Below are 18,727 nucleotides of genomic sequence, written 5' to 3'. Positions count from 1 at the left end.
TGTCGGCAAATACAACGGCGTCACTTATACTCAGAGTCAACTTAACCGCCGGGGCCGGATATGCCGCTTGTTAGTTTAGGGAAATTGCTGCGTTTTAATCTGTACTACTGGTTAGTCATTATGCTGCTTGGCACGCTCAGCTCTTTTCATGCCGCCAGCCTGCACGACAAAGCGTACGATTGGAGCTATCTGCCGATGATGCTGGCCAGTGATTTGGTCGCCATGTTATTAACCGCAATGTTGGTGGTTTGGACTTATCAGCGTTTAATGCAGCAAGCATTCAGTAACTGGCAACTGCTGCCGGGTGTGGTGCTCGTGGCCGCGGTATATATTCCGGCGGAAAATGCCTTTTGGATGCTGCTGTGGGATAAAGAAATTGTCGATATCCGTATGCTGATTGGTAACCTGGATACTTCTGTACTGGCGTTTTTCGTCTGGGCGGCTTGCTACCTCACGGTGTTGCTGTACCAGCAGCAGCTGCAACGGCTGGCTCAGACCCATGAACTGAGCCGGAAAATTCAGCAATTGGAATTGCAGGCACTCAGCCATCAGTTAAACCCGCATTTTACCTTTAATGCGCTTAATTCTGTTTGTGCCCTGCTGGAAGCAAAGCGCTATGATGATGCTGAAACGATGTCAGAGCAATTGGCTACTTTTTTGCGTTACTCATTAAGCAAGTCGCCGGACAACCTGGTGCAACTGGCCGATGAGCTGGCTGCCATCAATGCTTATTTGCAGCTGCAGAAAACCCGCTTTGGCGACAAACTCAAAGTTAACTGGCAGATAGATGACTCGCTCAAGCGCCAGAGAATTCCGGCGCTGTTGCTGCAACCGCTGGTAGAAAACGCAATTAAGTACGCTGTAGCCACACGAAAGCAAGGGGCAACCATCACTATAGGTGGTACACGTGAGCACAACAGCCTGCATTTGAGTATCAGCGATGATGGCCCGGGCTGCCATTTGCAAGCTAACAGCGGCGGCGCCGGCGTTGGCCTGGATAATATCCGTAACCGCTTATTACAGCACTTCGGCGACAGCGCCAGACTGGACATTGGCGCCAGCGAGCAGGGCTTTAAAGTGGATATTTGTTTACCATGGCAAACGGCATGAATTCAGCCGGCGCAGCACACCCGAAGTTGCTTAATTTCTGGTATTGGCACTTGCTGTACTGGCTAAGTTATCTGCTGGTGAAATACACCCATCTTGCGCTATTGGTGCCGCTGCAAAACGAGGCCAGCTGGCCGTACTTATGGATCTACAGCCTGATAACTCTGCTGAATATTGTTATCACCGGCCTGTTGGGGCAACATGAATTACTGCAGCAAAGGCCATTGCTGCAACAGTTTAAACGCCTGCTACTGGTGCTGCTGCCGTTATGGCTGCTGCTGGTGCCGTTGCGGCAATATCTGGTGATGAACTACGCCTCAGATTCAATGCAAAACGTAGACTCAGTGCTAAAGTACTTTCTGGCATTTTCTCTGGTTCTGCTGCCAATGGCCGGTTGGGCAGCGGTATTTATGCTAATAAAAACCAACCAGCTGCATTACAACGGTGTGCTGCAGCAGCAACAGCTGGCAAAACAGGCGCGCCAGGCCAGATTAAAAGTGCTGCGCTATCAGCTTAACCCGCATTTTATGTTTAATACGCTAAATGCTCTTAATGCTTTGATAGTACAACGTAGCGGCCCGGCAGCAGAGCACCTTATTCAGCATTTATCGACTTACCTGCGCCATTCACTGAAGAACCAACAGGATGAATTTATCCCGCTACAACAGGAGCTGGATGCGCTATCAGCTTATATGGCAATACAACAGGTACGCTTTGGTGAGCGACTGCACCTGTGCTGGCAGCTGCCACAGCAACTACCGGCATTACGTTTTCCGCCACTGCTGCTGCAGCCACTGGCAGAAAATGCCATTCAATATAGCGTAGCGGAAAAAGCCGGCAATATTTGCCTGCACATCAGTTTGCAACTGCACGACAATCAACTGCAAATTACACTGGCGCAGCAAGGCGCCGACGCCACTGCCGGCTGGCCTGATGCACAGCAACCACTAAACTTAATTAACCTGTCCGAGCGGCTGCAGCTGTTGTTTGGCAATGCTGCCGCTTTAACCCTCAGCCACAGCACAACCGGCTTTTACAGCCGGCTGTGTATAGCAACGGAGGCGCTGCATGACAGCCACACTTAAAGTTATTATTGCCGATGACGAGCCGCTGGCGATCAGTAACTTAAAAGCCAAGCTGGCGGTATATCCTAATCTTGAGATTATCGACTGCTTTGATAACGGCGATGATACTTTGCAATTTCTGCAAACCGCAGCGGATATCGATCTGGTATTTCTTGATATTCAGATGCCGGGCATTAAAGGTATCGAGATTTTGCAGCAAAGTGCCAAAAGCTCAGCCATGACCAGGCCATTATTTATTCTGGTTACGGCTTATGAGCAATTTGCCTTTTCGGCGTTTGAACATTTTGCTTTTGATTATTTACTCAAGCCGGTGTCGCGCCAACGCCTGGCACAATCACTGCTGGACGCGCGCACAGCGCTGGATAAACTGTCGCCGCAAGCAGCGCCGGTACCGGTTAACAAGCTGGCGTTTAAAACCGGTGCTTCTACCTTGCTGCTGGATGATATCGATATCATGCTGATTGAAGCCGCCGGCAATTATATGTGTATCCATACCTTAAATGAAACGCTGATTATACGTGAAACCATGAAAGAGCTGCTGCAGCGCCTGCCAAAACAGTTTGTGCAGATACATCGCTCTACCTTGCTTAATCTGCATCATGTTCACAAACTGCAACCGCATAATAATGATTACGAATTTCTGCTGAGCAACGGTAAACAAGTTAATGCCTCGCGCCGCTATAAACAAAATTGGGCCGGCCAACTTAGTGCTTTGCCACAACATTAACCCCCACCACTTATCCCTGTAAGGCGCCGGCTTATCACTTGATAACGACGGCGCTACCGCTTAGCACAACGCAGCAGCAAACAAACCTCTGTTTTGCCAGAATAACACTATGGCAAACGCCATATAGTCAACCACAGAGGACAACACGATGAAAACAGCACTTTTATTTGCAGTATCTCTGGCAAGTGCCGGTGTGGCAGTATCGGCCATGGCAGCTGATTATCAGAAGAACGGTTATATCTATCAGGCTTTGGTGCAGGTATGCAGCGAAACGGCAGATGATGACCGTCTGGGTTTACACAACACGCTGAAAGCTTACCGTATCAGCAAACAGACCGCGGTAGAAAAAGTGGTATGTAACGGCCAGCAGTTAATGGACTTTGCCCGCGCCAACCAGGCAGTAAAAGTTGCCACTATGCTGCAACCCTATGAAGACCGCATTAAAGGCCGTGTAACTATTCATGATGTTGCTGCACCGGCAGCAAACTAAAACCGGCAACGGGACAGCGTTGTATTGCTGTCCCGCCCCTGCTGTTTAATTTGCCGCGGTATCCAAAGGCGCAAAGCTTTTGACTAAATCATCTACCGCTTTCATCTGCAGTAAATAATCTTCCAGCTTAGCTAATGGTAAGGCACAGGGGCCGTCGCATTTCGCCAGGTTTGGTTCAGGATGGGCTTCAATAAACAAACCGGCTAAACCCAGCGCCATGCCGGAGCGCGCCAGCTGCGCCGCCTGAGCACGACGACCATCAGCAGAGCTTTCACGGCCACCGGGTTTTTGCAGCGCATGGGTAGCATCAAAAATTACCGGACCGTAGTTTTTCATTTCATCCATACCCAACATGTCTACCACCAGGTTGTTGTAACCAAAGCAGCTGCCACGCTCACACAGTATTACCTGCTCATTACCGGCCTCTTTAAACTTGGTAATAATATGGCGCATTTCATGCGGCGCTAAAAATTGTGGTTTTTTTACATTGATCACCGCACCGGTTTTCGCCATCGCGACCACTAAATCAGTTTGCCGTGCCAAAAAAGCCGGCAACTGAATCACATCAACCACTTCTGCTACCGGTGCTGCCTGATGTGTTTCATGTACATCGGTGATCAGCGGTACGTTAAAGGTACGTTTAATTTCTTCAAAAATTCTTAAACCTTCTTCCATGCCCGGGCCACGGTAAGAATGTACCGACGAGCGGTTAGCCTTATCAAATGAGGCTTTAAACACATACGGAATACCCAGCTTAGTGGTCACTTCCACATAGTGCTCGGCAATACGCATTGCTAAGTCACGTGATTCCAGCACGTTCATGCCGCCAAACAGCACGAAGGGTAAATGGTTGGCTACTTGTGTTTTGCCAACCTGAATAATTTGCGCAGTCATAGTTTTTCCGTAATCAGTGGCAGCTTTAAAAACCCGCCATCATCAAATTAAAATGCTGTTAAAAATACCGGCTGCTTGGTAATGGCTACCCGCAACACCAGACCTAACCAACCCAGGGCGCCTAAAAAGCAAAGCCAACGAATAGCGGCCGTGCGGCCTTTAAAGGCCATAACGCCCAGCACGATATAAGCCAGCACCGCCAGCAACTTTTCCGTTAACCAGGCATGCACAAACGGATATTGCTGCAGTGTAATCATCAGTAATACCGCACTTACCAGTAGCAAGGTGTCGATAACATGTGGTGCTATTTTAAAAAATTTCGTTTGTAATATCGCCGCCGGCTTTAAGCTCATGGCATAACGCACCAATAAAAAGCTGACACTTAATACCACCATTAACAGGTGAAAATGTTTATAAGCCATATACATAAAACGCTACCTTCCTTTTTAAAAAAACAGCCAGCATAAGCTGGCTGCGATTATTGTTCGCTATCGGGGTATTTTTGCAGTATTGCCTCTAACTTGTCGACCCGACTTTTAAATATTTCTACTAATTTTGGTTCAAACTGCTTACCCGACTCAGCCTCAATATTGGCAAGCACCTGCTCAAAAGACCAGGCCGATTTATAACAACGACGGTGGCGCAGCGCGTCGTACACATCGGCTAAGGCAGCAATACGGCCGTAAATATGAATATCTTCACCTTTTTTGCCGTTTGGGTAACCACTGCCATCCCATTTTTCATGGTGGTCTTGTGCTATTACCGCACCGGCCTGAATAATGCTGCGTTTAGAGTTTTTCAGTATCTCATAGCCGATGCTGGTATGGGTTTTCATCACTTCCCACTCTTGCGCCTGCAGCTTTGCCGGCTTATTTAAAATACCATCCGGAATACCTACTTTGCCAACATCGTGCAGGGGCGCAGCAAACATTAACCGCTCCGCTTCCTCTTCCGGCAAACCATAGGCTTTGGCCAGGTCATAACAGATAAAAGCCACCCGCTTAACATGATTACCGGTTTCTATCGAGCGGTGCTCTACTGCTTCGCTTAAGCGATAAACAATTTCACGCTGGGTGTCTTCAATTTCATGCTGCAGTTGCACATTTTCGTAGGCAATTTGTACATTTTGCGAGAATAACTCGATCAGCTTTTTCTGGTTCTCTGTCATTGTTCCGGGCAAGCCGGAAATATACAGCAAGGAACCATGAGTAAATTTACTGGTACAGTAGGCTACCAGATAATTATCGCGATACACGATACCACGCGATTGCAGCGCTACTTCAAAAGCATCCATTAATTCAGGTGCCAGTACATCCTGCACCGGTTTACCTTCTTTGCTTTCAAACTCGCCCTGGCCGGCAAATACCACCAGTTTATGCGGATCTGACACTTCGCCGCTGATATTACCGGCCACCATTGACGAGCTGACCAGTAAGGCGTCCTCATTGCAGCCTAAGATAGAGGTGAGTTGCTGCAATACGCCGTCAATAAATTGTTCCATCGAATGCGAGGAGAATAAATTGGCCGAGGCGTTGATAATTTTTTCCAGCCCCTTGCGACTTTGCTCCAATGATAAGATATCGCGGTACGAGCGCAAGCTGGACATAATAACGGTAAACAGTTTTTGCGCCGTCAGTTCGGTTTTTGATTTGTAATCGTTAATATCGTAATTAATGATCACCTGGCGCTCCGGCGCCTGGCCGGGCTGGCCGGTGCGTAAAATAATACGCACATGCTCATTATGTAACTGTTCGCGAATATAGCTGGCGACCAATAAACCGGCATCGTCGGTTTCCATTACCACATCCAGCAGCATAATGGCGGCATCGGGGTGCTTTTCAATCAACGCTTTTGCTTCAGCGCCGGAATACGCACTGAAAAAGCTCAGATTTTTACCCTGGAAAATAAAATCACTCAGCGCCAGCTTGGTAACGGCATGTACTTCCGGTTCATCATCGACAATTAGCACTTTCCAGCTGCCATGCGATACCGTTTCGACATGCTCCGGCTCTTCTGCAAATAAAAAATCATCATTCATCCGCTTTTCCTTAGCACTGATTTTGGTTAAAAAAGTATCAATAAGTTATATGCTGTATCGCTAACGCGGTCAAAGGAAAAGCGGTTAAAAACGAAAATCAGCTACCGATACAACCACCGCTGATGCGCCAGTTATTACCATAGTCGCGTTTTGACTCAATCTGAGTAAAACCAGCCTGTTGCAGCAATTGCCGCACCGCATCGGCCTGGTTGTAGCCATGCTCCAGATATAGCCAACCCTTGCTGTGCAAATACTGAGGTGCCTGTTGCACTATATGCGCGATATCAGCCAGGCCCTGTTGTGCAGCGGTCAGCGCGGTAATGGGTTCATAGCGTAAGCTGGTTAAGTGTGTATCGTCAGGGTCGATATAAGGCGGGTTGCTGACAATTAAATCAAAGCGCTGTGTGCCCAGTGCACTGAACCAGTTACTCTGCAATACATTGCAATTGCTGATATTCAGCCGTTGCCGGTTGCGCTCTGCCAGTTGCACCGCGTCAGCAATATAATCCAGCGCGGTAAGCTGCCACTGCGGCTTATTATGCGCCAGGGCTAAAGCTATGGCGCCGGTACCGGTACCTAAATCCAACACTTTAGCTTGCTGAGGCAGCGGCAACGCCAGTGCCTGCTCTACCAACAGCTCAGTATCAGGCCTTGGGATCAAGGTGCTGGGAGCCACTTCCAGCTGTAAATCGAAAAAGTGCCAGTAGCCAAATAAATACGCCAGCGGCCGGCCTTGTAAACGCTGTGTCAGCAGTGCAGTAAGCGCAGCCAGTTCTGCTGCGCTAAGCAGCCGCTCCGGATAACTGTACAGATAGCTGATGCTAACGTTAAGCACATGACACAAGCACAACCTGGCTTCAATATCTGCGGTTTGACTAACCGCCGCCAGCTGCAACTGTGCTTGTTTTTGCCACTGCGCCAGTGTCAGTGCTGCTGACACTTAGCGGTTCTCGTCGGCCAGCGCGGCTAACAAATCGGCCTGATGTTCATGCTTTAACGGTTCGAGTACCTGATCTAAATCGCCCTCCATTACCTCGTTTAGGCGGTAGATGGTGAGGTTAATGCGGTGATCGGTTAAACGGCCCTGAGGAAAGTTATAGGTGCGAATACGCTCGGAACGATCGCCACTGCCCACTAATGAGCGTCGGGTAGACTCTTCCACCAAACGGCGTTTTTCATCTTCTGCGGCCTGAATACGCGATTGCAGCACGCTCATGGCGCGGGCGCGGTTTTTATGTTGCGAACGCTCATCCTGACATTCCACCACTATACCGGTAGGTAAGTGGGTAATACGAATGGCCGAGTCAGTACGGTTAACGTGCTGACCACCGGCACCGGAGGCACGAAACGTGTCCACTTTTAAATCGGCCGGGTTAATTTCTATTGCTTCGCTTTCCGGCACTTCCGGCATAATGGCCACTGTACAGGCCGAAGTATGCACCCTGCCCTGTGATTCGGTCGCCGGTACCCGCTGCACGCGGTGGCCGCCGGATTCAAATTTCAGCGTACCGTAGGCGCCCTCGCCTTGCACCCCGACGATAATTTCTTTATAACCGCCATGCTCGCCGTCACTGGCGCTGATGACTTCAAGTTTCCAGCGGCGTTTTTCGGCAAAACGGCTGTACATGCGAAACACGTCGCCGGCAAAAATAGCCGCTTCGTCACCACCGGCGCCGGCCCGAATTTCAATAAAGCAGCTGTTATTGTCGTTCGGATCTTTGGGCAGCAATAAAATTTGCAGCTGCTGATCCAGCTGTTCAATGCGCTCTCTGGCAGCTTTATACTCTTCCTGCGCCATTTCGCGCATCTCAGGGTCACTGTCTTTTTGCATCTCTTCAGCCGAGGCTAAATCCTGCTGCGCCTGCTGATAGTCAGCAAAGGCTTTGCTGATACCTTCCAGTTGACTGTATTCTTTTGACAGCTCACGGAATTTACTTTGATCGCTTATCACAGAGGCATCGCTTAACAGCGCCTGCACTTCTTCGTAGCGCTCAGCCAAGCCTTCCAGCTTGCGGTATACCGATTCTTTCATGGTGTTTTATTTGCCTGATTACAGATCTAACAAGGTGTTGATCAAGGTTTGTTTATTCAGTTCGTCATCTTGCACTAACTGGCGAATGGCTTTGGTTGGGCTGTGCATCAGCCGGTTACTCAGTTTAGTGGAAAATTCTGCCAACACTTTTTCTGCATCCTGTCCGGCAGCTAACTGATTGACCGCTTTGGCTAATAATTCACTGCGAACATCTTCACAACGTTGGCGATAATCGCGCAGCCAGTCGACACTGCCCTGCAGCGTTAACCACTGAGCAAACTCTGCGGCGCCTACTGCTATCATCTGTTTTGCCTGTTCAGCAGCTTGCTGACGGTTACTCAGGTTTTGCGCCACTATCGACTGTAAGTCGTCTACCGTATACAGATAAGCATCCTCCAGCTCTGCCACTTGCTGCTCAATATCACGCGGCACGGCTAAATCGACCAGAAACATCGGCTTATGCTTACGTTGTTTCAGCGCCTGTTCTACCATACCTTTGCCGACAATAGGCAAAGTGCTGGCGGTAGAGCTGATAACGATATCAGCATCAGCCAACTTTACCGGCACCTGGGCCAGGGTAATAGCCGACGCACTGAATTGTTGCGCTAAATGCACAGCACGTTCATAAGTACGGTTAGCCACAGTGAGCTGCACCGCGCCCTGCTCCTGCAGATGTTTTGCCACCAGTTCAATCGTTTCACCGGCGCCAATCAGCAATACCCGCACTTTGGCCAGGTTACCGAAAATCTGTTTTGCCAGGCTCACTGCAGCAAAGGCTACTGATACCGCGTTAGCGCCAATATCGGTTTCTGTGCGCACCTGCTTGGCCACGGCAAAGGTTTTTTGAAACAAGCGCTCAAACTGCGGGTTAACGGTGCCGGCACTGCGCGCCTGGTTATAAGCTTGCTTTACCTGGCCGAAGATTTGCGGCTCGCCCAGCACCAGAGAATCCAGCCCCGCAGCAACTTGCATCAGGTGCTCTGTCGCAGCAGTATCCTGGTGTAAATACAAATGCGGCTGTAACTCATGGCCATCCAGCGCATGAAATTGCGCTAACCAGGCAATTACCTGTTCCGCTTGGCTGGCGCTGCCGTTAAAATACAGCTCAGTGCGGTTGCAGGTAGATAAGATGACTGCATCTGAAATACTGGTTAAGGTAGTCAGCTCACGCAAGGCTTCAGGCAACTGTTCCGGCGCAAAAGCAACTTGCTCGCGCAAGGCAACCGGTGCCGTTTTATGATTAATGCCGAGTGCGAAAATGGCTGTCACCTGTATCATCAGAATTCTCAGGGGGCGAATTGTACAAAAAGCCCCAACTTAATAAAAGCGAAGAAAGCTCAGTAAAGGACTTTAGTGTGGGATATCGGTTTATTCGTCCGTTTTTTATCAGTGTTATTATTTTACTACTCAGTGCTTGTACTGTATTTCAGCGCCCTGTGCCGGCTGAAACGCCGCTAAGCACCAACGAGCGCGAACAGCAAATACTTATGCTGCAGCAATTTTCGCTACAAGCCAGTGTCGGTATTAAAACGCCGCAAGAGTCGCTAAGCGGTAACTTGCTCTGGCAACAGCAGAACAGCGCCACCTATAACGCCCGTTTAAGTAATTTTCTTGGCATCAGCCTGTTTGAGCTGAGCGAAACAGCGCAAGGCAGTGCTATTACCATTAAAGGCGAAACCTACCGCGCCGTAGATACCAGTACCTTATTGCTGCAATTATCCGGCTGGTCAATGCCTTTGCACGACATGCCGCTGTGGCTGCGCGGCTTACCCGGCAGTAAAGGCCGCGACATAGTGCGCGACGAATTTGGCCGGGTAACGGCGTTTAATTTAACCGACAGCACCGGCATAGTGTGGCAATTGCAGTATCAGAGCTTTTTCCCCGACAGCCTGGCACTGCCCAAACGGCTGCTGCTGCAAAGCAATGACAGCCAAATTAAAATTGTGATCCGGAGCTGGCAATGACACAACTTACCTTGCCGGCAGTGGCAAAACTGAATTTATTTTTACATATCACCGGGCGCCGCCCGGATGGCTACCATAACCTGCAAACGCTGTTTCAGCTGCTGGATGTGGGCGATGAGCTGACCTTTAGCCTGCGTGATGACAGCGACATCACGCTTGATTGCAATAACAGCGAACTGATAAACGAGCAAAACCTGGTACTGCGCGCTGCCCGTTTGCTGCAGCAATACAGTAAATGTGTGCAGGGCTGCGATATTTATCTGCAAAAACGCTTGCCGATGGGCGGCGGTTTGGGCGGCGGCTCTTCCGATGCCGCCACTACCTTGCTGGGGTTAAATAAGCTATGGCAGTTAGGCTTATCGCTTGACACCCTGGCAGAGCTGGGGCTGAAATTGGGCGCAGATGTACCACTGTTTGTCCGCGGTTTCACTGCTTTTGCCGAAGGCGTCGGGGAAAAATTATTACCGCTGCCAATGCCGGAGAAAGTTTACCTGGTGGTTACACCAGATTGTCATATCAGTACGGCAGAAATATTCCAACACCCTGATTTAATACGCAATACCCCACCAATAGCGTCTAGCCAGGTGTTAACAGCAGCATGGCATAACGACTGCCAGCCACTGGTTGAACGACTCTACCCTATTGTTGCAATAACCTTACAGTGGTTGGTAGAATACGCGCCGTGTCAAATGACGGGTACTGGCGCCAGTGTGTTCGCCGCATTCCCGGACCAGACCAGTGCTCAGCATGCTCTTGCGCAATTACCGCCGTCCTGGCGTGGTTTTATTGCCAAAGGGGTCAACCAGTCGCCTGTGTGGGCTGCGTTGGCAGATACCGAATAAGTAACCGCAGCGGTGTTGTTGCCGCTGTTAATTGATAAACCGGACTCACCACCGCCCTGAGGATCCTACCGTGCCTGACATGAAGGTTTTCGCTGGTAACGCCATACCAGAACTCGCAAGTAAAATCGCCAGCCGTCTGTATATTAAACTTGGAGATGCCGAAGTCGGCCGTTTCAGTGATGGGGAAGTTAGTGTCCAAATCAATGAAAACGTGCGTGGTTCTGATGTATTCATTATCCAGTCTACTTGCGCGCCAACTAACGATAACCTGATGGAATTAATCGTTATGGTTGATGCGCTGCGTCGCGCCTCTGCCGGCCGTATTACTGCCGTTATGCCGTACTTCGGTTACGCCCGTCAGGACCGTCGGGTGCGCTCTGCACGGGTACCCATTACAGCTAAAGTCGTTGCCGACTTTTTATCCAGCGTTGGGGTAGACCGCGTATTAACGGTAGATTTGCACGCCGAGCAAATTCAGGGTTTCTTCGACGTTCCGGTAGATAACGTGTTCGCAAGCCCGGTATTGCTGGACGATATGCGCAAAAAAGCCTTCACCTCGCCGGTAGTGGTATCACCGGATATCGGTGGTGTGGTACGTGCCCGTGCTATTGCCAAATTGCTGAACGACGCCGACTTAGCCATTATCGACAAACGCCGGCCAAAAGCTAACGTTGCCCAGGTAATGCATATTATCGGTGACGTGAAAGACCGTGACTGTATTATTGTTGATGACATGATCGACACCGGCGGCACTTTGTGTAAAGCCGCAGAAGCGTTAAAAGAGCAAGGTGCCAAGCGTGTGTTTGCTTACGCTACCCACCCGGTATTCTCCGGCGGTGCAGCTGAAAATATCGCTAACTCGGTAATTGATGAGCTGATTATCACCGATACCATTCCGCTGAGTGCTGAAATGAAAGCAGTCGCTAAAGTACGCCAATTAACTTTAAGCGAAATGCTGGCAGAGTGTATCCGCCGTATCAGCAACGAAGAATCTATCTCTTCTATGTTCGATTAAGCCAAAGCTGCTCTGCAAAAGGCGCCGGTTGGCGCCTTTATTGTTTGCCATGAGCCCCAATTCTGCTGTTGTTTTCGTTTGCAGCTTATGCTGCCCGGTGGTAATATGTCGCGCCCCTGAAAAGGGCATCCAGCCTGAGACTGGTCGCGAGTCTTGGGAAACCTTAATTTTTGGAGTACATCATGTCTGATGCAATTTTTACATTAAGTGCAGAAGTCCGTACTGACGCGGGGAAAGGTGCGAGCCGCCGCCTGCGTCACGAAGACAAAGTACCAGCTATCATTTACGGTGGTAGCAAAGCCCCGGTTTCTATCACTTTAGAGCATTCTAAACTGTTAAAAGCTCAAAGCTTCGAAGCGTTTTACTCTCACATCCTGACTATCAAAGTCGGTAAAGAAGACGTAAAAGCTATCGTTAAAGCTATGCAACGTCACCCGTACAAGCCAAAAATCATGCACGTTGACTTCCAACGCGTTGAAGCTGGCCACGAGCTGAACACTGTTGTTCCTGTTCACTTCGTTAACGAAGAAGCTGCAGTTAAAAAAGGCGGCGTAGTAGTTCATGCTGCTAACGAAATCGAAATCTCTTGTCTGCCAAAAGACTTACCAGAGTTTATCGAAGTTAACATGAGCGACGTTGAAGTTGGTGCTCACCTGCACTTATCTGATCTGAAAGCGCCAAAAGGTGTAACTTTCGTTCAGTTAGCTAAAGGTCACGACTTAGCTGTTGTATCTGTTAACAAACCAGCTGGTAAAGCAGCTGATGCAGAAGAAACTGAAACTGCTGAGTAATGTCTGACACTACTCAATCAGCCATTCAGTTGATTGTGGGCCTGGGGAATCCGGGCCCGGAATACAGCCAGACACGGCACAACGCCGGCGTCTGGTTTGTTCAACAGCTGGCCCACGCCTTTAATGTCAGCTTAAAAAACGAGCCGAAGTTTTTCGGTTATACCGGCAAATTTATCTGCGCCGGGCAAGAATTCAAGTTACTTATTCCCTCTACCTTTATGAATTTAAGCGGTAAAGCCGTGCTGGCTATGGCACAGTTTTACAAGCTGGCCCCCGAACAAATTCTGGTGGCGCATGACGAAATGGCGCTGGAACCGGGTGTGGCAAAATTTAAACTGGGTGGCGGCCACGCCGGCCACAACGGCCTGCGCGACATTATTTCCCGCTTTGGTAATAACCAGGGGTTTTATCGCCTGCGCTTAGGTATTGGCCACCCGGGGCACAAAGATCAGGTAACCGGTTATGTATTAGGCAAAGCGCCGGCCAGTGAACAAAACCTGATTGAACAAAGTATTGATGAAGCGGCGCGTTGCTTCGATATTCTGGCCCGTGATGGCCTGATCAAAGCGCAGCATCGCTTACACAGTTTTAAAGCCAGCTGATACAGCCGGTACAACTATATTACAGCACGTAAAGGATACTATTATGGGTTTCAAATGTGGCATCGTTGGCTTACCTAACGTAGGCAAATCCACCCTGTTTAACGCGTTAACCAAGGCAGGCATTGAAGCGGCTAACTTTCCGTTCTGTACTATTGAACCGAATACCGGCGTAGTACCGGTACCGGATTTAAGGCTGGATAAACTGGCAAAAATTGTTAACCCACAGCGCGTATTGCCTACCACCATGGAGTTTGTTGATATCGCCGGTTTGGTAAAAGGTGCATCGCGCGGTGAAGGCCTGGGCAATAAGTTTTTAGCGAACATCCGCGAAACTGACGCTATCGGCCACGTAGTGCGCTGTTTTGACGATGAAAACATTATTCACGTTGCCGGCAAAATAGACCCGGCTGACGATATCGACACCATTAATATGGAATTAGTATTGTCTGATATGGACAGTGCAGAGCGTGCTATTTTCCGCGTTAGCAAAAAAGCGAAAGGCGGCGATAAAGACGCTAAAGCTGAAATGGCGGTACTGGAAAAAGTTAAAGCACATTTAGAGCAAGGCCATACCCTGCGCCAGCTTGAGCTGGATAAAGAAGAAAAGGCGTTGATTGCCTATATGAACTTCTTAACCATTAAACCAACGATGTATATCGCCAACGTAATGGACGACGGCTTTGAGAATAACCCTTACTTAGACATAGTACAGGCCATTGCCGACAAAGAAGGCGCCATAGTAGTACCGGTATGCGCAGCAATTGAATCTGAAATTGCAGAGCTGGACGACGATGAGAAAGCCGAGTTTATGGCAGATATGGGCTTAGAAGAGCCGGGCTTAAACCGGGTCATCCGTGGCGGTTACTCACTGCTGAACCTGCACACCTACTTTACCGCAGGCGTAAAAGAAGTACGTGCCTGGACCGTAGCTGTGGGCGCCACCGCACCACAAGCAGCCGGCGTTATTCACACCGACTTTGAAAAAGGTTTTATCCGCGCTGAAGTAGTTGGCTATGACGACTTTGTGCAGTACAACGGCGAAGCCGGTGCCAAAGAAGCCGGTAAGTGGCGCCTGGAAGGTAAAGATTACATCGTAAAAGATGGCGATGTAATGCATTTCCGCTTTAACGTATAAAGTTGTTACCTCTCTGCTTAGCGCAGAGAGGTCTCCCCGCCCATTGTTACTTCACTTGTTGTTACGATAGCCTTACTTCGAAATCTGATTAGCAAACTGTGAAACTGCAGCAACCACTTTTTGTGCCGCTTCCTGAATATCATTAATTGTTAATCTGGCCTGGTTAACCAACTCAGTGACATCTTTCGCCCGCGTTTGACTTGATTCAATAATATCTACAGCGCTGCCTGAAAGCTGCTGGTTACGGCTAACCACCTCAACAATTTCTACTGTGGCAGCACTGGTGCGTGATGCCAGCTGCCGGACTTCATCTGCTACCACGGCAAAGCCTCTACCCTGCTCACCGGCACGAGCTGCTTCTATCGCTGCATTTAATGCCAATAAGTTGGTTTGATCGGCAATGCTGCTGATGCTTTGCACTATGTTACCGATAACCTGCGATTGTTTAGCCAGATCATTAATGTTCTCTACTGCTGTCATCATTTGCTGTTCAAGCTGCCCCATCCTTGCCGTCATATCGTTCATTACGCCAATACCACGTCGGGCACTACTATCTGTGGCTTTTGACGTATCGAAAGCTACCTGAGCCGCAGCAGAGACCTCCTGCTCCTGTTCTACCTGCTCAGTTATCACAGTGGCGAACTTCACCACTTTGTAAAACTTGCCTGTAGAGTCTGCAATTGGATTGTAAGATGCCTCCAGCCACACATCTCTGCCTGCCCGGTCGAGCCTGTTAAAACGCTGCGCAATAAACTGGCCCTGGCCGAGTTTTTGCCAGAACTGTTGGTATTCTTTACTGCCAGCAATCTCAGGAGGGCAGAACATCCGGTGATGCTTGCCTTTTATATCTTCTAAGCGATAGCCCATGGCCCCCAAAAATAAATCATTAGCAAAAAGTACATGTCCTTCTATGTCAAACTCAATCATGGCAGTAGAGCGTTGAATGGCTTTGATCATACTTTCGTATTGCCGTGATGCATCGATGGTTCTGGTCAGGTTATTGGCAAACACTTCAAAATGGTCCATTTTGTTGTGTTGATCCAGCACCGGTGACACAACAGCCCTTAACCAAAACTGCTGGCCTTTATGATTTTCTATCTGCCAGGCGCCGACCCAAAACTTATTGCTGCTCAAAGCACTACACATTTTTTTGTAATGCTCTGTATGTCGAAGCCCTGTAGGCACCAGATCAGCAATACTGCGCCCGGACAGCTGATTTAATTCCAACTGGGTTTCCTGACTAAAGTTGCTATTGGACGTTTTTATATTACCCTTCGTATCCAGAACCAGATACATCATTTGACTGCTAAAGCGTTCATTAGCCTGCTCAAGCAGAGTCACCTCGTCTTTAAGACGGGCATTCTCTGCCTTTAGATTATTTCTAAACCAGCCAAACATAGGGTTCTCCTGTTAAATTTGCTGTCACTACCTGAAAATAGTCTTCCAGCGCGTTACTGTTAAACAGAATAAGGTGAGACGCAGATCATCGCTGCCTGTTTTACTTTTCCTAAACAGACAATAGTTTTAAATGCAGAAACTCGCAACTACGTGAACAAACAACATAATTTGCTTAAAACCATAGCAGCATGCATAAAAAAACAGCAAACAAACGCAAGTTATGATTAAGCTGGTAAAAAACGGTTGACGCTATAGGGGCAGTTCTGGATAATACGCGCCACTTGCTTAGGTCAAGTAAATAGTGGCTACATAGCTCAGCTGGTTAGAGCACAGCACTCATAATGCTGGGGTCGCAGGTTCGATTCCCGCTGTAGCCACCACTTTTACTTACCTGTGCATGCGGGGATGGCGGAATTGGTAGACGCACTGGATTTAGGTTCCAGCGCCGCGAGGTGTGAGAGTTCGAGTCTCTCTCTCCGCACCACTTTTTAAGTGGTTGCACACAAGTTTTTGCNTTGGTAGACGCACTGGATTTAGGTTCCAGCGCCGCGAGGTGTGAGAGTTCGAGTCTCTCTCTCCGCACCACTTTTTAAGTGGTTGCACACAAGTTTTTGCAGGGGCGTAGCCAAGCGGTAAGGCAGCGGGTTTTGATCCCGCCATGCGTTGGTTCGAATCCAGCCGCCCCTGCCATTAATTCAGTGAACGTAGTTTTCGTAAAATCCTGCCAAACGACGATCACACACTAGTTTCAGTAGGGGCGTAGCCAAGCGGTAAGGCAGCGGGTTTTGATCCCGCCATGCGTTGGTTCGAATCCAGCCGCCCCTGCCATTAATTCAGTGAACGTAGTTTTCGTAAAATCCTGCCAAACGACGATCACACACTAGTTTCAGTAGGGGCGTAGCCAAGCGGTAAGGCAGCGGGTTTTGATCCCGCCATGCGTTGGTTCGAATCCAGCCGCCCCTGCCATTAATTCAGTGAACGTAGTTTTCGTAAAATCCTGCCAAACGACGATCACACACTAGTTTCAGTAGGGGCGTAGCCAAGCGGTAAGGCAGCGGGTTTTGATCCCGCCATGCGTTGGTTCGAATCCAGCCGCCCCTGCCATTAATTCAGAGAACGTAGTTTTCGTAAACTCCTGCCAAACGACGCTCACACACTAGTTTCAGGAGGGGCGTAGCCAAGCGGTAAGGCAGCGGGCTTTGATCCCGCCATGCGTTGGTTCGAATCCAGCCGCCCCTGCCATTAAACAGAAAAACCCGGCTTATGCCGGGTTTTTGCTTTTACTCAATCCCAACTGCATATCGCGCCACCAGCGTTTTTAGCATAGTACTGCGCGCCGCCACACTTAATGCCAACTGACGTAGCTTACGCAGCGGCGTAATATCGTTACCAAATACCTGATAAAAACCATCCATCGCGCTCATCATCAATAAGTTGGCTGGCTTACGCTTGCGCTGATAGCTTTGTAGCAGCGGCGCACTGCCGATATCGCTGTTATGCCGTCTGGCATCGATAATCAGCTCTGTCAGCAATTTGGCATCAGCAAAGCCGAGGTTAACGCCCTGCCCTGCCAACGGGTTAATGGTATGAGCGGCATCGCCTGCCAAAACCACCCGACCAGCGTAATAACGGTTGGCATCCATCCGCGCCAGCGGAAACCAGGAGCTGGCGACTACTTCGACTTCACCCAATTGCGCCGGAAAGGCGTTAAGCAACTGCTGCGTTAATTGCGCCGGCGTCAGTGCCGCCAGTTGTTTTACTCTGGCAGCTTCTTCATACCACACCACTGAGCCTTGCTGGCCGCACAACGGCAAAAAGGCTTTAGGCCCGGTTGGCGTAAATTGCTGCCAGGTGACATCCTGCTGTGGGTAAGCTGTATTAATCAGCGCCACTAAACACGCCTGGTTGTACTGCCAGCCATTAGTGCCAATACCGGCTAACTGCCGCAGTTGCGAGTTGCCACCATCGGCTGCCACTACCAGCTTGCTACTCAGCTGCTCGCCGCTATCCAGCGTCAGTGTGGCGCTGTCGGCGCTTTGCTGTAACGCCGTTACCGACGATGGGCAAAACAGCCTGACATTAGCACCGAACTGCTGCCACAGCGCCAGCTGCAGCAGGTTGTTCTCAACAATATGGCCCAGATGGTTGCGCTTAATATCAGCGGCATTAAACGTGACTATACTGTGCGGCTGCTCAAACGCCTGCAGGCGCTGATACGGACAGAGCCGCATCTGCTCAAGCGCCTGCCAGGCTCCCAGTTGGCTTAACCAGGCTTCGCTGGCAAGGTTAATCGACGAGACGCGTAAATCCGCCGGGCTTTGGCTATTAAATTCCTGCACTGGCTGTTTTTCTATTAACGCCACCTGCAAACCGGCCTGGCTTAGTGCCAGTGCAATAGCGGCACCCACCATGCCGCCGCCGACGATACTGATATCAAATTGTTGTACTGCATTTTTGCTGGTCATAAGCGTATTTCTTCTTAACTAATAACGGCATTGTACGTCAGAGTGTTTAAAAAACGAAAACCGGCTTTTTTCCTGTTGGCTGAAAGTAAAACCGGCTTAAGTCTGTCTTTGTTGGTCGGACAATAACGCAGATATCCAACCA

18 protein-coding genes, 7 tRNA genes and 1 pseudogene are annotated in these 18,727 nt (G+C 49.5%); 17 read left to right on the top strand and 9 right to left on the bottom strand.

Features of this window, described 5'->3' with window-relative positions:
* Positions 1-60 precede the first annotated feature (60 nt).
* The 4 genes from HRH59_RS17205 to HRH59_RS17190 all read left to right on the top strand — a co-directional run bounded on the left by HRH59_RS17205 (position 61) and on the right by HRH59_RS17190 (position 3,409).
* Complete coding sequence (locus HRH59_RS17205; RefSeq protein WP_173502508.1) at positions 61-1,110, top strand: sensor histidine kinase; 1,050 nt, start codon at positions 61-63, stop codon at positions 1,108-1,110.
* Positions 1,107-2,192, top strand: a complete 1,086-nt coding sequence (locus HRH59_RS17200; protein WP_173502507.1) for a sensor histidine kinase — start codon at positions 1,107-1,109, stop codon at positions 2,190-2,192. The genes HRH59_RS17205 and HRH59_RS17200 overlap by 4 nt, the downstream gene beginning before the upstream one ends.
* On the top strand, positions 2,176-2,919 hold the full coding sequence (locus HRH59_RS17195) for a LytR/AlgR family response regulator transcription factor (protein WP_173502506.1): 744 nt from the start codon (positions 2,176-2,178) through the stop codon (positions 2,917-2,919). The genes HRH59_RS17200 and HRH59_RS17195 overlap by 17 nt, the downstream gene beginning before the upstream one ends.
* Positions 2,920-3,067: 148 nt before the next feature.
* Positions 3,068-3,409, top strand: a complete 342-nt coding sequence (locus tag HRH59_RS17190) for a DUF3718 domain-containing protein (protein ID WP_173502505.1) — start codon at positions 3,068-3,070, stop codon at positions 3,407-3,409.
* A 45-nt stretch (positions 3,410-3,454) separates the two neighbouring features.
* Here HRH59_RS17190 and kdsA read toward each other — a convergent pair whose 3' ends face one another.
* From kdsA to hemA, 6 genes are all read right to left on the bottom strand, one after another.
* Entirely contained in the window at positions 3,455-4,303 is an 849-nt protein-coding gene (kdsA, locus tag HRH59_RS17185; protein ID WP_173502504.1) for a 3-deoxy-8-phosphooctulonate synthase, read from the bottom strand.
* Between the two features lie 47 nt (positions 4,304-4,350).
* A complete protein-coding gene (locus HRH59_RS17180) occupies positions 4,351-4,731 on the bottom strand; it encodes a SirB2 family protein (RefSeq protein ID WP_173502503.1) in 381 nt (126 codons plus the stop codon).
* 50 nt (positions 4,732-4,781) lie between these two features.
* The gene (locus HRH59_RS17175) at positions 4,782-6,341 is read right to left on the bottom strand and encodes a response regulator (protein ID WP_173502502.1); all 1,560 of its coding nucleotides are present in this window, start codon (positions 6,339-6,341) and stop codon (positions 4,782-4,784) included.
* Positions 6,342-6,438: 97 nt separating this feature from the next.
* On the bottom strand, positions 6,439-7,281 hold the full coding sequence (gene prmC, locus HRH59_RS17170) for a peptide chain release factor N(5)-glutamine methyltransferase (RefSeq protein ID WP_173502501.1): 843 nt from the start codon (positions 7,279-7,281) through the stop codon (positions 6,439-6,441).
* Positions 7,282-8,373, bottom strand: a complete 1,092-nt coding sequence (gene prfA / locus HRH59_RS17165) for a peptide chain release factor 1 (RefSeq protein ID WP_173502500.1) — start codon at positions 8,371-8,373, stop codon at positions 7,282-7,284.
* Positions 8,374-8,391: 18 nt separating this feature from the next.
* Positions 8,392-9,651, bottom strand: a complete 1,260-nt coding sequence (hemA, locus tag HRH59_RS17160; protein WP_173502499.1) for a glutamyl-tRNA reductase — start codon at positions 9,649-9,651, stop codon at positions 8,392-8,394.
* 77 nt (positions 9,652-9,728) lie between these two features.
* Here hemA and lolB point away from each other — a divergent pair, with 77 nt between their 5' ends.
* The 6 genes from lolB (at position 9,729) to ychF (ending at position 14,722) form a co-directional block, all read left to right on the top strand.
* A complete protein-coding gene (gene lolB, locus HRH59_RS17155; RefSeq protein WP_331460204.1) occupies positions 9,729-10,337 on the top strand; it encodes a lipoprotein insertase outer membrane protein LolB in 609 nt (202 codons plus the stop codon).
* Entirely contained in the window at positions 10,334-11,179 is an 846-nt protein-coding gene (gene ispE / locus HRH59_RS17150) for a 4-(cytidine 5'-diphospho)-2-C-methyl-D-erythritol kinase (protein WP_173502498.1), read from the top strand. Before lolB ends, ispE begins: the two co-directional genes overlap by 4 nt.
* Positions 11,180-11,258: 79 nt before the next feature.
* Complete coding sequence (locus HRH59_RS17145; protein WP_178089609.1) at positions 11,259-12,194, top strand: ribose-phosphate pyrophosphokinase; 936 nt, start codon at positions 11,259-11,261, stop codon at positions 12,192-12,194.
* 182 nt (positions 12,195-12,376) lie between these two features.
* Positions 12,377-12,985, top strand: a complete 609-nt coding sequence (locus HRH59_RS17140; RefSeq protein WP_173502496.1) for a 50S ribosomal protein L25/general stress protein Ctc — start codon at positions 12,377-12,379, stop codon at positions 12,983-12,985.
* A complete protein-coding gene (pth, locus tag HRH59_RS17135; RefSeq protein ID WP_173502495.1) occupies positions 12,985-13,587 on the top strand; it encodes an aminoacyl-tRNA hydrolase in 603 nt (200 codons plus the stop codon). Before HRH59_RS17140 ends, pth begins: the two co-directional genes overlap by 1 nt.
* A gap of 43 nt (positions 13,588-13,630) precedes the next feature.
* Complete coding sequence (ychF, locus tag HRH59_RS17130) at positions 13,631-14,722, top strand: redox-regulated ATPase YchF (protein WP_173502494.1); 1,092 nt, start codon at positions 13,631-13,633, stop codon at positions 14,720-14,722.
* A gap of 72 nt (positions 14,723-14,794) precedes the next feature.
* Here the strand turns inward: ychF and HRH59_RS19605 are convergent, their stop codons facing one another.
* Both HRH59_RS19605 and HRH59_RS19600 read right to left on the bottom strand, forming a co-directional pair.
* Positions 14,795-15,202, bottom strand: coding sequence for a methyl-accepting chemotaxis protein (locus HRH59_RS19605; RefSeq protein ID WP_408015067.1), 408 nt, complete (start codon positions 15,200-15,202; stop codon positions 14,795-14,797).
* A gap of 132 nt (positions 15,203-15,334) precedes the next feature.
* Positions 15,335-16,018, bottom strand: a pseudogene (locus HRH59_RS19600) (PAS domain-containing protein); the annotation flags it as partial.
* A 405-nt stretch (positions 16,019-16,423) separates the two neighbouring features.
* Between HRH59_RS19600 and HRH59_RS17120 the strand changes: the two are divergent.
* The 7 genes from HRH59_RS17120 (at position 16,424) to HRH59_RS17090 (ending at position 17,362) form a co-directional block, all read left to right on the top strand.
* A tRNA-Met gene (locus HRH59_RS17120) sits at positions 16,424-16,500 on the top strand.
* A 19-nt stretch (positions 16,501-16,519) separates the two neighbouring features.
* Positions 16,520-16,604 (top strand) — tRNA-Leu (locus HRH59_RS17115).
* A 131-nt stretch (positions 16,605-16,735) separates the two neighbouring features.
* Positions 16,736-16,810, top strand: a tRNA-Gln gene (locus HRH59_RS17110).
* A 63-nt stretch (positions 16,811-16,873) separates the two neighbouring features.
* A tRNA-Gln gene (locus tag HRH59_RS17105) sits at positions 16,874-16,948 on the top strand.
* A gap of 63 nt (positions 16,949-17,011) precedes the next feature.
* Positions 17,012-17,086 (top strand) — tRNA-Gln (locus HRH59_RS17100).
* A gap of 63 nt (positions 17,087-17,149) precedes the next feature.
* A tRNA-Gln gene (locus HRH59_RS17095) sits at positions 17,150-17,224 on the top strand.
* A 63-nt stretch (positions 17,225-17,287) separates the two neighbouring features.
* A tRNA-Gln gene (locus HRH59_RS17090) sits at positions 17,288-17,362 on the top strand.
* Between the two features lie 38 nt (positions 17,363-17,400).
* On the opposite strand, the gene HRH59_RS17085 is transcribed toward HRH59_RS17090, so the two are convergent.
* On the bottom strand, positions 17,401-18,585 hold the full coding sequence (locus HRH59_RS17085) for an FAD-dependent oxidoreductase (protein ID WP_173502492.1): 1,185 nt from the start codon (positions 18,583-18,585) through the stop codon (positions 17,401-17,403).
* Between the last annotated feature and the right edge of the window lie 142 nt (positions 18,586-18,727).

Source organism: Rheinheimera lutimaris, assembly GCF_013283795.1.
Lineage (GTDB): Bacteria > Pseudomonadota > Gammaproteobacteria > Enterobacterales > Alteromonadaceae > Alishewanella > Alishewanella lutimaris.
The sequence above is the reverse complement of the archived record's forward strand: the minus strand, read 5'-3'. Positions and strand labels throughout refer to the sequence as shown.